The sequence below is a fragment of the Acinetobacter sp. TUM15071 genome (assembly GCF_008980925.1).
Lineage (GTDB): Bacteria > Pseudomonadota > Gammaproteobacteria > Pseudomonadales > Moraxellaceae > Acinetobacter > Acinetobacter dispersus.
Window position 1 is genome coordinate 85,714 of the sequence record NZ_BKGB01000010.1, and the last position, 14,802, is coordinate 100,515.

Here is a 14,802-nt window from a genome sequence, read left to right on the forward strand (position 1 = left end):
TGTTAAACCGTTTTGTCTGCCCTACTTTTTCTGTACTGCATCCACACAAAAGTCAGCAATCTGTTTGGAAAAATAGTCTTTGTGCGCATGATCAAACTTGGTATTTTGTGCTGGATCCAACGGTTCAACCACCACATAGGTCATTGCCCCGACCACACACATGGCGGTTGTGTTTAAGTCATCCAAAACAAATTCACCACTTGCATTTCCATCTGCAAGGATTTTTTTAATACTTTGTTTAATCAACTGCTTTACCCGAAAACGCTCATGTTCAACGCTTGAATCCACGGGTTCAAACATGAGTGCATATGCCAGCTGCGGACTGTTCAAGGCCCGTTTTACAAAGGTCGCGACTGCCTTGTGCAATTTTTGTTGTGCGGTCAGATCACTTTCTGTGATGGCATCAATCACCAACAGTTCGGTATTGATGGCTTCTGACAAGACCTCAATTAACACCTGACTTTTATTGTCAAAGTAGCGATACACCAGACCACTTGAGACCCCTGCTTGCTCAGCAATGGTTTGTATCTGTGCGTCTTTGAACCCTCCCTCTGAAATTAATTTTCTGGCTGAACTCAAAATCGATTTACGATTTTGCTCCATCCGCTCCTGCATTAAAGTTGATCGTTTATAGCTCATAAATTTTATTCTCTAACAAATAAAGTGAATTGTAAATCATTTTATGAATCACTATTCACTTTTTTAAAAATTCATTGTAAGGTAGTTCCTAAGCACACACAACAACGCTTAATGGAACAACAAATATAATCACTGGGATGACAACACAATGAACCTACGTAGCTTGAACTTTGGTCTGGATGAAACGTTAATTGCTCTACAAGATTCGGTTGCTGCATTTTGTGCAAAGGAAATTGCACCTATTGCACAACAAGTCGATCAGGACAATGTATTCCCTGCTCATCTCTGGAAAAAGTTTGGAGACATGGGATTGATGGGCTTAACCGTTTCTGAAGAATATGGCGGCACCAATCTAGGCTATCTGGCACATATCATTGTCTTACAAGAAATTTCACGTGCATCCGCATCCATTGGTCTTTCTTATGGTGCACATTCTAACTTGTGTATTAACCAGATTAACCGCAACGGCAGCGAGCAACAAAAGCAGAAGTATTTACCCAAACTGATTTCAGGTGACTTTGTTGGTGCTTTGGCGATGTCTGAACCCAACGCAGGTTCGGATGTGGTCAGTATGAAACTACGTGCTGATCAAAAAGGCGATCACTTTGTTCTCAATGGTTCAAAAATGTGGATCACCAATGGCGGCGATGCTGATGTATTGGTGGTGTATGCCAAAACTGATCCACATGCAGGTGCCAAAGGCATGACCGCCTTCCTAATTGAAAAAGACATGCCCGGCTTTAGTCATGGTAAGCATTTAGACAAACTCGGGATGCGTGGCTCTAATACCTATCCACTATTTTTTGACAATGTAGAAGTGCCTGCTGAAAACGTACTTGGTGGCGTTGGCAATGGTGCCAAAGTGCTAATGAGTGGTCTGGACTATGAACGTGCGGTTTTAAGTGCTGGGCCTTTAGGCATTATGGATGCGTGTTTGGATGTAGTGATTCCCTACCTGCATGAACGTGAACAATTCGGTCAGGCCTTGGGTGAATTTCAACTAATGCAAGGCAAACTGGCGGATATGTATTCCACTTGGCTGGCGTGTAAAGCCTTGGTCTATGCAGTTGGTGCGGCCTGTGACAAAGCCGATCATGACCGTAGTTTACGTAAAGATGCGGCCAGTGCAATTCTATATGCAGCAGAAAAAGCCACATGGATGGCGGGTGAAACTATTCAAACGCTCGGTGGTAATGGTTATATCAATGAATTTTCGGCTGGTCGTTTATGGCGTGATGCCAAACTTTATGAAATTGGTGCAGGAACTTCGGAAATTCGCCGCATGCTGATTGGCCGCGAACTGTTTAATGAAACCAAATAATAACCATAATTCAGGATGCAGCTTATGAACCAATTACACAGCAAAATTAATGTTCGAAGTGAAGACTTCAAAACCAATCAACATGCCATGCAAACATTGGTCAGCGATCTGAAACAAGTGGCTCAAAAAGTCGCACTTGGTGGTGGCGAAAATGCCCGCCAAAAACATTTGGCCAGAGGCAAACTTTTACCACGCGATCGTATTGATCAACTGATTGATGTCGGCACCGCTTTTTTAGAAATTGGTCAGTTGGCTGCTTACAAGGTATATGAAGATGACATTCCTGCTGCGGGTGTGATTGCAGGTATTGGTCAAGTCAATGGTGTGACCTGCATGATCGTCGCCAATGATGCAACCGTCAAAGGTGGCACCTATTATCCATTGACGGTGAAAAAGCATTTACGTGCGCAGGAAATTGCAGAGCAAAATCACTTGCCATGTATTTATCTCGTCGATTCAGGCGGTGCATTCTTACCGATGCAAGATGAAGTCTTCCCTGATCGAGATCATTTTGGGCGTATTTTTTATAATCAAGCGCGTATGTCGAGCCAAGGCATTGCACAAATTGCGGTGGTGATGGGCAGCTGTACCGCTGGCGGTGCTTATGTCCCTGCTATGTCTGATGAAACCATTATTGTACGTAATCAAGGTACGATTTTCCTCGGTGGCCCGCCATTGGTCAAAGCTGCAACGGGTGAAGTGGTCAGTAGTGAAGATTTGGGTGGTGGAGATGTACATACCCGCCTCTCAGGGGTTGCCGATCATTTGGCTGAAAATGATGAACACGCGCTTGCGATCGCCCGTAACATTGTTGCCAATCTGAATAAAAAGCCCAATGAATTAAACAAGCAAATAGATGAACCACTATTTGATGCCAACGAACTTTATGGGGTTGTGCCCAGTGATGCGCGTAAACCTTTCGATGTCCGTGAAGTGATTGCCCGCATCGTAGACGGCTCGCGCTTTGATGAATTTAAAGCACGTTTTGGCTCAACTCTGATCACAGGTTTTGCCTCTTTGTACGGTATGCCTGTTGGCATCATTGCCAATAACGGGATTTTATTTTCTGAATCTGCACAGAAAGGCGCACACTTTATCGAGCTATGTACTCAGCGTAATATCCCATTGCTGTTTATCCAAAACATCACTGGCTTTATGGTCGGTCGTCAATATGAGAATGAAGGTATTGCCAAAAATGGTGCCAAGTTGGTGATGGCGGTTGCCACAGCCAATGTACCGAAACTGACTTTGATTATTGGCGGTTCTTTTGGTGCAGGTAACTATGGCATGTGTGGACGTGCTTACTCACCACGCTTTTTATGGACTTGGCCAAACTCGCGCATTTCAGTGATGGGTGGTGAACAGGCTGCCAGCGTGTTATCAACCTTGAAACGTGATCAGATTGAGCAAAAAGGCGCACAATGGTCAGCACAGGAAGAAGATCAATTTAAACAACCGATCCGTGAACAATATGAACACCAAGGCCATCCTTACTATGCCTCTGCCCGCCTTTGGGATGATGGCGTGATTGATCCTGCTCAAACACGTCATGTGCTGGGGCTGAGCCTTGCTGCTGCGCTGAATGCACCGATTCAACCGACCAAATTCGGCGTGTTCCGTATGTAAGAGGTGTCTATGAGCTATCAATTTTTACAACTGGAACAACACGGTCAAGTGGCCTATGTTTGGCTAAACCGCCCTGAACTGCACAATGCCTTTAATACTACGCTGATTGAAGAATTACATGCCTGCTTTAACAGCTTAAATCAGCGTGATGATGTGCGTGTAGTGGTCTTGGCTGGACGTGGCAAAAGCTTTTCAGCAGGTGCCGACCTGAACTGGATGAAACAGGCAGGCCAAGCCTCTTCCTCAGAAAACGAAGCCGATGCGATCAAACTTGCACAGATGCTAAATGCACTCGCAACTTTGAAACAACCGACACTTGCGCGTGTGCATGGTATTGCCTTTGGTGGTGGCATGGGTTTGGCATCGGCCTGTGATATTTGTATTGCCAGTACTGACGCCAAATTTGCGACTTCAGAAGTTCGACTTGGTCTTGCGCCATCTACCATCAGTCCCTATGTGATTCGCGCCATTGGTGCTCGGCAAGCTTCTCGTTACTTCTTGACGGCAGAGCGTATTTCAGCACGCGATGCCAAACAGATTGGCTTGGCTCATGAAGTCGCCGATGCCGAAGACTTAGATCAAAAAGTTCAAGAAATCATTGATGCATTGCTGCTCGGTGGACCTCAGGCGCAGGCTGCATCGAAACAATTAATTCAGATGGTCAGCCACCAAACGATGAGTGATGATTTACTCAAGCAGACTGCACAACATATTGCTCAAGTTCGTCAAGGCAGTGAAGCCAAAGAAGGACTCAATGCCTTTTTAAATAAACAACAACCTGCGTGGACTTCCACTCTCCAATAACAACAATTCAGGACGATCACAATGTTTGAAAAGATTCTAATTGCGAACCGTGGCGAGATTGCCTGCCGTGTGATTCGTACTGCAAAAAAACTCGGTATTGCAACGGTTGCGGTGTATTCAGATGCAGATGCCAATGCACAGCATGTTAAATTGGCCGATGAAGCGATTTATATTGGGCAATCCCCTGCCACACAAAGCTATTTACAGGTGGATCGTATTATTCAGGCGGCGATTAATACGGGCAGCCAAGCAATTCACCCTGGTTATGGTTTCCTGTCTGAAAATGACCAATTTGCCCTCGCTTGCCAACAACACAATATTTGCTTTATTGGCCCACCTGTGGATGCGATTTTAGCCATGGGTCTCAAAGCCACCTCTAAAGCCTTGATGGAAAAAGCAGGTGTGCCATTAACACCGGGTTATCACGGAACCAATCAAGAGGCTGAGTTTTTAAAACAGCAAGCCGATGCAATTGGTTATCCAGTACTGATCAAAGCCAGTGCTGGCGGTGGTGGTAAAGGCATGAGCTTGGTCGAGCGTAGTGAAGATTTCTTGCAATCCTTAGCCTCATGCAAACGTGAAGCTAAATCCAGCTTTGGTAATGATGATGTCCTAATTGAACGCTATGTGATTCAACCACGTCATATTGAAGTACAAGTCTTTGGCGATACGCATGGTAACTATGTGCATCTGTTTGAACGTGATTGTTCGGTACAACGTCGTCATCAAAAAGTACTTGAAGAAGCTCCTGCACCGCAAATGCCCGCTGAAAAACTGGATGCCATGCGTCAGGCTGCGATTGATGCTGCCCGTGCAGTGGATTACGTCGGTGCGGGTACAGTCGAGTTTATTGTGGAACAGGATGGTACCGCCTATTTCATGGAAATGAATACCCGTCTACAAGTCGAACATCCCGTTACCGAAATGATTACCGGTGAAGATCTGGTGGAGTGGCAACTGCGTGTCGCCGATGGTGAACCGCTACCGAAACTGCAACATCAATTACAGATTTATGGTCATGCACTTGAAGCACGTATTTATGCTGAAGAACCCGAAAAAGGCTTCCTGCCTGCCATTGGCAAAATTGACTATCTACACTATCCAACGCAAAACCAGTCTGTCCGTGTTGACAGCGGTATCGTAGAAGGTGATGAAATCACCACCTATTACGACCCAATGATTGCAAAATTAATTGTATGGGGCAAAAACCGTGAAGCGGCTTTAATCCAAATGCAACATGCGCTCAGTCAATTCCACGTCGATGGTTTGGGAAATAATATTGCCTTTCTGGAAAAAGTTGTACGTTGTGATTCATTTAAACAAGCCAAACTGGATACCAATCTGATTCAGCGTGAGCATGATTTCTTGTTCCGCCCTGAACAGATTAAACCTGAATTGGTGGTCGCCACGGCCTTTATCGAATTTTTAAGTAAACTCAATCACAATCGCTCTAGCCAAAAACAGTTATGGCAAGCACAACCACTATGGCGTTTAAATATTGCTTTTCAGCAAACCATTAAACTGAACTATCTAGATCAGAATATTCACATCAAGCTGAGTGCGGCTGAACAGGGTTTTAATGCGGAATATAACGGTGAAAGTTACCAGATTTCTGGACAATTACTGGATGCACATAGCGCTGTGATTCATCTCAATGGCACCCAACAAAAACTGTCTTTTAACCAGAGTCAGCAAGGCATTACCCTGTTCCATAATGGGGAAAGCCATAAATTTGCTTATATTCGTCAAGATTATCATCAGGACGATAGCCAAGCAGATCAAGGCCATCTCAAAGCACCCATGCCGGGTGTAGTGACTCAGGTTCTGGTCGGCGCTAATCATAATGTCAAAAAAGACGATATCCTGATGACGCTTGAAGCCATGAAAATGGAATACACCATCCGTGCACCGCAAGATGGCGTGATTGTTGATGCCTATTTTCAGGTGGGTGATCAGGTCAAAGCTGGCGATGAACTGGTGGAATTTCAGCCTTTACAGGAGGAAGTTGCATGAGTGAGTTTGTCAAAATCGTGGAAGTTGGACCCCGAGATGGTCTGCAAAATGAAAAACAGGCATTGACCGTCGAACAACGTCTAAACTTCATTCATGATCTGATAAATGCTGGACTAAAATCGATTGAAGTGGGTTCCTGTGTGTCTGCCAAATGGGTGCCGCAAATGGCACAAAGCGATGAGCTGTTTAAGCAGCTCCCGCAAGGTACCGATCTGAATTTAAGCCTGCTCACCCCCAATATCAAAGGCTTTGAGGCTGCTCAGGCGGTGGGATGCAAGGAGGTTGCGGTATTTACCGCAGCTTCTGAAAGCTTTACCCGTAAAAATATCAACTGCTCAATCGACGAGAGCTTTGAAAAATTCGCTGATGTGCTAAGTGCAGCCAAAGCACAGCATATCCGTGTGCGTGGTTATGTCTCTTGTATCGTGGATTGTCCTTATGAAGGTGCGATTGCACCTGAGCAAGTGGTGAACGTGGTTAAACGACTGTATGACATGGGTTGTTATGAAGTATCTTTGGGTGAAACCATCGGTACCGCCACACCAGATCGAGTCAAAAAAGTTTGGCAAGCCTGTCTGGCGGAACTCGACAGCAAAGTTTTAGCAGGGCATTTTCATAATACCTATGGCATGGCGATTGCCAATATTTACCTGTCCTTACAACAAGGCATTCGTGTGTTTGATTCATCCCTTGCAGGACTGGGTGGCTGCCCTTATGCCAAAGGCGCTTCTGGCAATGTTGCGACCGAAGATCTGTTTTACTTACTCTCCCATATGGGCTTTGAAACGGGGATTGATTTAGAAAAACTGATGCAAGCCAGCCAAAATATTAGCCATGTCTTAAACCGAAAAAGCTTATCCAATTACAGCAATGCCTACTGGCAAACAAAGTGTGCTTAGTGTTACCTAGATTCGGATTCACTTATCGTTTGGCAACAAGCTTAATCAATTAAGTTTGCTCAGCTGATTAGCTCTCACCTTTTTCTCGTTCCATGTCGATCGTGGGACGAAACTCGTCTATGCGATTTATTGAAATATAATATTTATCTCTGTACGAAATGCCTCTTTCTAAAGAAGCATTTTCTAGTTTTAATTTTAATCCTTATTCTTTTGATCCTTTTCTAACACGCCTCAAAATTATTTATAAAAAATAATCCGTATCCATTTGGATTTTTGGCGAAATATGCTGCTCGACCCACTCCAGCCATGCCCGTGTTTTTGCATCCACAAAATGACGCGATGGCAATAAGGTATACACCCCGATATCAGGTGATCGCCAAGCAGGTAAAATACGGCGCAGTCGCCCTGCTCGAATCGCATCAATCGATGAGAAGGTCGGCAATAATGCAATGCCCATATCCTGTTGTACAACATCCAGCAACAACTCAGGCGTATCGGCAATCAAGGGACCATTGATATCAATCTGATAAGAACAGCTGTTTTCACTGACCAAATGCCATTGCGGAGTAATCGAAGGGTTAACCAAGCGCAAGCATGCATGCTTTTGCAAATCATCCAAGGATTGAGGTTCGCCATACTTTTCCAAGTATGCAGGTGATGCACATAACACCGAAAAAATCGTACCAATTCGACGTGCCACAAACCGTGAATCTGCCAATGACTCGGTGAGATATAGGCTGACATCAATGCCCTTGCCTAACAAATCAGGCACATTTTGCGAAGTCCGATATTCAACCGTAAGATCGGGATAGGTTTGACAGAAATCCGCCATCATCGGCGCCAGATAATGATGACCAAAACTGGCCATACTCAACACGCGCAACCGTCCTTGTGGTCTGGCTGCCATGCCCATGGCTTGTGCTTCGGACTCCTCCACCATCGCCAGTACTTGGCGACACTGCTCAGCATAGTTTGCACCAATTTCGGTCAAGGCATGCTGGCGGGTTGATCGTTGTAGTAGTTTTGTACCTAAACGCCCTTCTAATTCGCTAATTAATCGCGAAACTTGCGCAGTTGTCAGTTCCATCTGTTCAGCGGCAGCCGTGAAACTCCCGCTATCAATCACTTTCAGGAAGGCATGCATTGCATGTAAAAGTCCACCATCAAGATTTTTGCGCATAACGTAAATATCTTTTTCTAAATTACGCATTGTTGCACCAGTCTGGATCAACCACAATGACAAATATGTACATTGATTGAGCAGTTTTTTTTAGCAAACGCCGCTGATCAGTCTTTTTCAAACATGTACTTACTCCAAATATTCAACTGGATGTTGAAAAAAGAAAGTAGCCAAGACTACACACAATTCTAAGGAGACATAAATGAATATAGCGACAAAAGTTACTCCAAAAATGATCGCTACTAAAGATGTATCACTGGACGATAAATATATCAGTGATCACGGTTCGGCCTATATGACAGGCATTCAGGCACTGGTTCGGTTACCTCTAGCACAGACTCGCCGTGATGAATTGAACGGGTTGCATACTGCCGGCTTCATTTCAGGTTATCGCGGTTCCCCTGTCGGGAATTATGATAATTTCCTTTGGCAAATTGGAGGCATACTTAAAGATCACCATGTGGTCTTTCAACCTGGTATCAATGAAGACCTTGCAGCGACTGCCATTTGGGGCACGCAACAAGCCAACCTTGCAGGTCAGGGTAAATATGATGGTGTGAGCGCATGGTGGTATGGTAAAGGCCCAGGTGTAGACCGCTCAGGCGATGTGCTCCGCCATGCCAACCTTGCAGGAACGGCCAAACACAGTGGCGTGGTTGCCCTGTTTGGTGATGACCATTCCTGTAAATCATCCACCGTTCCACACCAATCTGAACATGTGATGATGGGTTGTGGCATTCCAATTTTCTATCCAACTTCGGTGCAACATATTCTCGATTTGGGCGTCCATGCGATTGCCATGTCACGTTTTGCTGGGGTTTGGACCTCAATGAAACTGGTCAGTGAAATCGTTGAAACCTCAGCTTCGGTCATTGTCGACCTCGATCGTGTCACACCTATTTTACCTGAAATCGAGTTGCCTGCCGACGGCATCCATATCCGCTGGCCAGATCATGGCATTCAACAAGAACAACGACTCTATCAATATCGCTTACCCGCGGTATTGGCCTATGCGCGTGCCAATCAACTGAATCAAATCACATGGCCATGTGAGCATGCCCGTATTGGTATTGCAGGCAGTGGTAAAGCTTATCTCGATACCATTGAAGCCTTGCGTATTCTCGGCATTGAAAATGAAACCGCGCAACAACTTGGGCTACGGGTCTATCAAGTCGGTTTAATCTGGCCTTTGGAACCACAAGGTCTGCGTGAATTTGCTAATGGTTTACAAGAACTGATTGTGGTTGAAGAGAAACGTCCGATTCTGGAAACACAAATTAAAGATGAATTATATTCCCTGCCTGATGAGCAACGTCCACATGTGATCGGCAAAGCGATCCATGGCAAAGGTGAATGGAGTACCTCATTTGAAGAAGCACCGCTGATTGGGCATTACGAGTTTCAACCTGAACCGATTGCCAAAATGCTGGCAGCACGATTTTTACAGTTAGATTTGCCTGAAAGTTTAAGACAGCAAATCCAAAGTCGTGTCGATTTGCTACATAAAGCTGAGCAAGAATCACGCCGCGTACTGGATTTGGCCGAGCGTAAACCGTATTTCTGTAGCGGTTGTCCACATAACACCTCAACCGTCGTACCAGAAGGTAGTCGTGCACTTGGCGGCATCGGTTGTCACTATATTGCAGTGTCACTGGATCGCGGCACCGAAACCTTCTCACAAATGGGCGGTGAAGGTGTAAGTTGGGCGGGTGCCTCACATTTCACCAATGAAAAGCATATTTTTGCCAATCTTGGTGATGGCACCTATTTCCATTCAGGCTATCTGGCAATTCGACAAGCCATTGCAGCCAATATCAATATCACCTATAAAATCCTCTATAACGATGCGGTTGCCATGACCGGTGGTCAGCATGTCGATGGACATTTGAGTGTCGCGCAACTGACCCGCCAGCTTGATGCGGAAGGGATTAAAAAACAGGTCATCGTAACGGATGAGCCAGAGTTGATTCATGCAGAAGAACATCTTGCGCCCAATGTAGAAATCCGCCACAGAAATGATTTGGATACCGTGCAACGTGAATTGCGTGAGATTTCCGGTGTGACCGCTTTAATCTATGTACAAACCTGTGCCAGTGAAAAACGTCGTCGCCGTAAACGTGATGCTTATCCTGACCCTGCTGAACGTCTTTATATCAATAGTGATATCTGCGAAGGTTGTGGCGATTGCTCCAAAAAATCAAATTGCCTATCTATTGAACCTGTAGAAACGGCTTTGGGTACCAAGCGTCAGATTAACCAGAGCAGCTGTAATAAAGATTTCACCTGTGTAGAAGGTTTCTGCCCAAGCTTTGTCACCGTTCATACCCGTGATATGAAACGCCCAGCCAAATTTGAAGGTTTTGCGACTGGTTGGCCTGAACGTCCCATCATTCCTCAACTTGTTGATACGCCGAATCGTATTATGGTCGGTGGTGTGGGTGGAACGGGAGTGGTCACAGTTGGAGCTTTACTGGGGATGGCCGCGCATCTGGAAGGTAAAGCCACCCGCGTCATGGACATGGCGGGATTGGCGCAAAAAGGCGGTACGGTTTATTCCTATATTCAAATTGCCGCAGATGATACACAAATTTCATCGACCAAAATTCCAGAACATCAATGTGATCTATTGATTGGTGCCGATGCAATTGTGGCGGGCAGTAATGCCGCGCTATCCCGCTTAAAACAAGATGCGATGGTGATCGTCAATGAAGATAGTTCACCCACCTCTGACTTTATTAACAAACGTGACTGGTATGCACCGATTAACGATTTAATTGATCGTCTGCGTGGTCGTGTCCACAAAGAAAATCTGCTCTCCTTACCTGCTGCACGAATCGCAACACAGGTTTTAGGCGATGCCATCTATGCCAATCAAATCCTCTTGGGGATGGCATGGCAATCAGGGCAAATTCCACTGTTACGTGAAAGTATTGAAAAAGCGATTCAACTGAATGGTATGGCAATTGATAAAAACCTTGAAGCCTTCCGTATTGGATGTCACCTTGCCAGTGACCCAGATCTGGCGAAGCGTCTACTCGACAGTTTGCCAAAACAGAATGCGCCGCAAACGCTGCCAGAACTGATTCATGATCGTTCAGTCCGTTTGCAAGATTATTGGAATGATGCTTATGCTGATACATACAGAAATCTTGCAGAACAAGCGTCTAAAATGTTGCCTGAAGCGCTTGCAACCACAATCGCCACACAGCTGTATCGTGTAATGGCCTATAAAGATGAGTATGAAGTTGCCCGCTTGCTGACAGGTGCTAGCTTTAAAAAATCAATCGAATCGCAATTCGGGCGTGGTGTGCGTTTATCCTACCACCTCGCACCACCTACACTGGGGACCAATGTACGCAAACGTATTTTTGGTTACTGGATGCGTTTCCCGATGATGCTACTTGCCCGCTTACAATGGCTGCGTGAAAGTTTCTTTGATCCATTTGCACGTCAACAAGAACGCCAACATGAACATGCATGGCGTGATCGTTACATTGCCTTTGTTGAAACCCTAATCTCATCGCCAAACAGCTATGATTTGTCTATTGCAGAACAAATCGCTGAATTACCTGCTGAAGTCCGAGGTTTTGGACATATCAAAATGCAAGCCATGCAAGCTGCAAATCAACGTTGGGATGAACTTTCTAACAAGCTCATCAATACACCTTAATGATTCATTCAACCACTGACTGAGCCGATATAAAAGATCGCTCAGTCCGCTTCCTCAGCCAGTAACAGCTAAGCATAATTAGAATCGGCTGAATTCATCGATTAATAGCCCTTTAAGGTATCTACCTGATTTAATAATGCTTGCCCCTGAATAACACGCTGATCATTTTCTAAAATTTGATTCACCACAACCGACCAAGGTGCATGTGAAGCAACATGTGGCGTGATCACCACTTTTTCATGTTGCCAAAGTGGATGATTTTCAACTAAGGGTTCTTTGCTAAAAACATCCAGAATCGCGCCACGTAAACGCCCAGAATCCAGATAATTTATTAAATCCTGCTCAACTAGGTGCTGACCACGACCACAATTGATGATACAGGCCTGTTCAGGAAGCTGATCAAATAAAGATTTTGATAAAATACCCTGATTACTTTCCGTAAGTGGCAATAAATTAATCAGAATTTCAGCTTGCCCTAAAAACGTGTCAAAGTCTTCATCACCTGCATAACAGCTCACATGTGCAATATTTTTCGGGCTACGAGACCAACCAGATACTTGATAGCCGAGCGCAGAAAATTGCTCGGCCATATATCCACCCATTTGCCCCAAGCCCATAATTCCAATTTTCAATTCAGCATGTTCTCGCTGTGGATACTGCCGCCAACGTTGTTGCCGCTTTTGTACAAATGCCTGATCAAAAAAACGTTGATAATATAAAACGCCCCATTGCAAATAATCGAACATTCCCTTTTGATGAAGCTGATCAACCACTCGGCATACTTTATATTGTGTGCCAATTCGATCTAAATTGAGGTGTTCAACGCCCGCCGCCATCGAATGAATCAATTTTAATTCAGGCAACTTTTCTAAATGATCTAAATCTGGAAACCACGACACAGCAGTCGTTGCATAAATCGCCTGTGCGCTGTCGGCTAGGCAATATGAGCCTTGTGGTGCGTATTGTAAAAATGCATCTTCAAGCCATTTTTGAACTTTTGGTACAGTGGTGGAAATCACAATCATGTGCAGTATTCCTCACGCTGCTGTTCAATTAAAGACAAGGCCGCATTCCAGGCATTTAAAATAATCTGTTCCACACCTTTTGATTCGAACTGCTTGGTTGTATGTTCACATACCAGTTCGGAAGGAAAATGCAATTCTGCCCCACCTGCCAGTGCCTTGATTTGTGCCTGACATGCACGCTCTAGAAAGTAAATTTCATGAAATGCACGCTGCACATTATCGCCAGTTGCCAACAATCCATGATTTCTTAAAATCATGACACGATGATTACCCAGATCCTGCACCAGTCGTGTCCTCTCTTCAGTTGATAGTGCGACCCCTTCATACTCGTGATAACTGACTTTTTTATAAAATTTTAGTGCGTGTTGCGATATTGGCAACAAACCGTGCTTCTGTGCTGAAACTGCAATTCCATCTGCGGTATGAGTATGAATCACACAGTGAACGTCGGGACGAGCGGCATGCAATGCTGAATGAATAACAAAACCAGCAACATTGACCGTTTTACCTGCATCATAATGTTCTACGATATTGCCTTCACCATCAATTTTAACCAAATCAGAGGCTTTCATTTTTTCGAATGGAATACCGTAGTGATTAATCAGAAAATGTCCATTCTCATCTGGTACACGTAGGCTGATATGGGTATCAATAAGATCTGTCATCCGATAATAAGCAATTAACCGATATAAGGCTGCTAACTGACAGCGAGCATCCCATTCATTTGCCGATACAATCTCTTTTAGACTCATGTTATATCCCTATTCGAAGTACTTTCGACCTAAAGTACTGTTTTCATTTTCCAGAACTAAATATTATTAATATCTGATACTTCTAGCTAAAGTCTGGTTTTCTCTTTTCCATAAAGGCAGCCACTCCTTCTTTATAATTATCTGATTGTCCTGCAATACGTTGAAATTCACGCTCCAGCTGCAATTGCTCAACAAAGCTGTTGTCTGTGGCGCGGTTTAAAGCTTGTTTAATCAATGCAATCGAACTACTGGGTTGCTCCGCTAACTGTTCAGCCAATGCAGTAACACTCGCCTCGAAAAGTTCATCTTCATAAACCTCCCAAATTAGTCCCCAATTCAAAGCTTTTTGAGCAGATAACTGATCACCCAACATGGTGAGCCCTTTTGCACGAGCCAAACCGATCAAATGCGGTAGATTCCATGTGCCACCTGCATCAGGAATTAAACCAACTTTGCAAAAAGACTGTATAAATGAAGCAGACTGTTTAGCCACCACCAGATCACAAGCCAAAGCCAGATTGGCGCCTGCACCAGCAGCCACACCATTCACTGCAGCGATTATAGGTTTAGCCATATCTGTAATTTTAAGTACCAGAGGATTATAGAACTTTTCTAAAGCCGCACCTGCATCATAATCTGGCGCAGCTATGACATCATGACTTCTTGATCTTAAATCCTGTCCAGCACAAAAACCTTTACCTACGCCAGAAATCACAATAACTTTTACTTCTTTTGCAACCGCCCACAGATCTAAAACTGCCGCAATTTCAAGGTGCATTTGTTCATTGAAACTATTCAGCACTTCTGGGCGATTAAGCGTCAAATAACCGACACGGTTGTGTTGATGAATCAAAATATGTTCAAAATCCATTT

The 14,802-nt window shown here is 44.6% G+C and carries 10 protein-coding genes and 1 pseudogene; 6 read left to right on the plus strand and 5 right to left on the minus strand.

Going from position 1 to position 14,802, the window contains the following annotated elements; genetic code table 11:
• Positions 1–21: 21 nt before the first annotated feature.
• Complete coding sequence (locus tag GBI66_RS11225) at positions 22–639, minus strand: TetR/AcrR family transcriptional regulator (RefSeq protein WP_004808114.1); 618 nt, start codon at positions 637–639, stop codon at positions 22–24.
• Positions 640–787: 148 nt separating this feature from the next.
• On the opposite strand from GBI66_RS11225, the gene GBI66_RS11230 reads away from it, so the two are divergent.
• From GBI66_RS11230 to GBI66_RS11250, 5 genes and pseudogenes are all read left to right on the plus strand, one after another.
• On the plus strand, positions 788–1,960 hold the full coding sequence (locus tag GBI66_RS11230) for an isovaleryl-CoA dehydrogenase (protein WP_151716150.1): 1,173 nt from the start codon (positions 788–790) through the stop codon (positions 1,958–1,960).
• Positions 1,961–1,984: 24 nt separating this feature from the next.
• On the plus strand, positions 1,985–3,586 hold the full coding sequence (locus GBI66_RS11235; RefSeq protein WP_151716151.1) for a carboxyl transferase domain-containing protein: 1,602 nt from the start codon (positions 1,985–1,987) through the stop codon (positions 3,584–3,586).
• A gap of 9 nt (positions 3,587–3,595) precedes the next feature.
• Positions 3,596–4,430 (plus strand): annotated as a pseudogene (locus GBI66_RS11240) (enoyl-CoA hydratase/isomerase family protein).
• Complete coding sequence (locus GBI66_RS11245; RefSeq protein WP_151716153.1) at positions 4,412–6,403, plus strand: acetyl/propionyl/methylcrotonyl-CoA carboxylase subunit alpha; 1,992 nt, start codon at positions 4,412–4,414, stop codon at positions 6,401–6,403. Before GBI66_RS11240 ends, GBI66_RS11245 begins: the two are co-directional and overlap by 19 nt.
• Positions 6,400–7,302 carry a hydroxymethylglutaryl-CoA lyase gene (locus GBI66_RS11250; protein ID WP_151716154.1) on the plus strand — a complete coding sequence of 301 codons (903 nt, stop codon included), beginning with the start codon at positions 6,400–6,402 and terminating at the stop codon, positions 7,300–7,302. Before GBI66_RS11245 ends, GBI66_RS11250 begins: the two co-directional genes overlap by 4 nt.
• Before the next feature lie 241 nt (positions 7,303–7,543).
• Here GBI66_RS11250 and GBI66_RS11255 read toward each other — a convergent pair whose 3' ends face one another.
• Complete coding sequence (locus GBI66_RS11255; protein ID WP_032812072.1) at positions 7,544–8,482, minus strand: LysR family transcriptional regulator; 939 nt, start codon at positions 8,480–8,482, stop codon at positions 7,544–7,546.
• Positions 8,483–8,684: 202 nt separating this feature from the next.
• Here GBI66_RS11255 and GBI66_RS11260 point away from each other — a divergent pair, with 202 nt between their 5' ends.
• Positions 8,685–12,152 (plus strand): indolepyruvate ferredoxin oxidoreductase family protein, encoded by a 3,468-nt coding sequence (locus GBI66_RS11260; RefSeq protein WP_151716155.1) that lies wholly within the window; start codon positions 8,685–8,687, stop codon positions 12,150–12,152.
• Positions 12,153–12,253: 101 nt separating this feature from the next.
• Here GBI66_RS11260 and GBI66_RS11265 read toward each other — a convergent pair whose 3' ends face one another.
• From GBI66_RS11265 to paaG, 3 genes are all read right to left on the minus strand, one after another.
• Entirely contained in the window at positions 12,254–13,177 is a 924-nt protein-coding gene (locus GBI66_RS11265) for a glyoxylate/hydroxypyruvate reductase A (protein ID WP_151716156.1), read from the minus strand.
• The gene (locus GBI66_RS11270; protein ID WP_151716157.1) at positions 13,174–13,929 is read right to left on the minus strand and encodes a class II aldolase/adducin family protein; all 756 of its coding nucleotides are present in this window, start codon (positions 13,927–13,929) and stop codon (positions 13,174–13,176) included. The genes GBI66_RS11265 and GBI66_RS11270 overlap by 4 nt, the downstream gene beginning before the upstream one ends.
• An 82-nt stretch (positions 13,930–14,011) precedes the next feature.
• Positions 14,012–14,800, minus strand: coding sequence for a 2-(1,2-epoxy-1,2-dihydrophenyl)acetyl-CoA isomerase PaaG (paaG, locus tag GBI66_RS11275; RefSeq protein ID WP_151716158.1), 789 nt, complete (start codon positions 14,798–14,800; stop codon positions 14,012–14,014).
• Between the last annotated feature and the right edge of the window lie 2 nt (positions 14,801–14,802).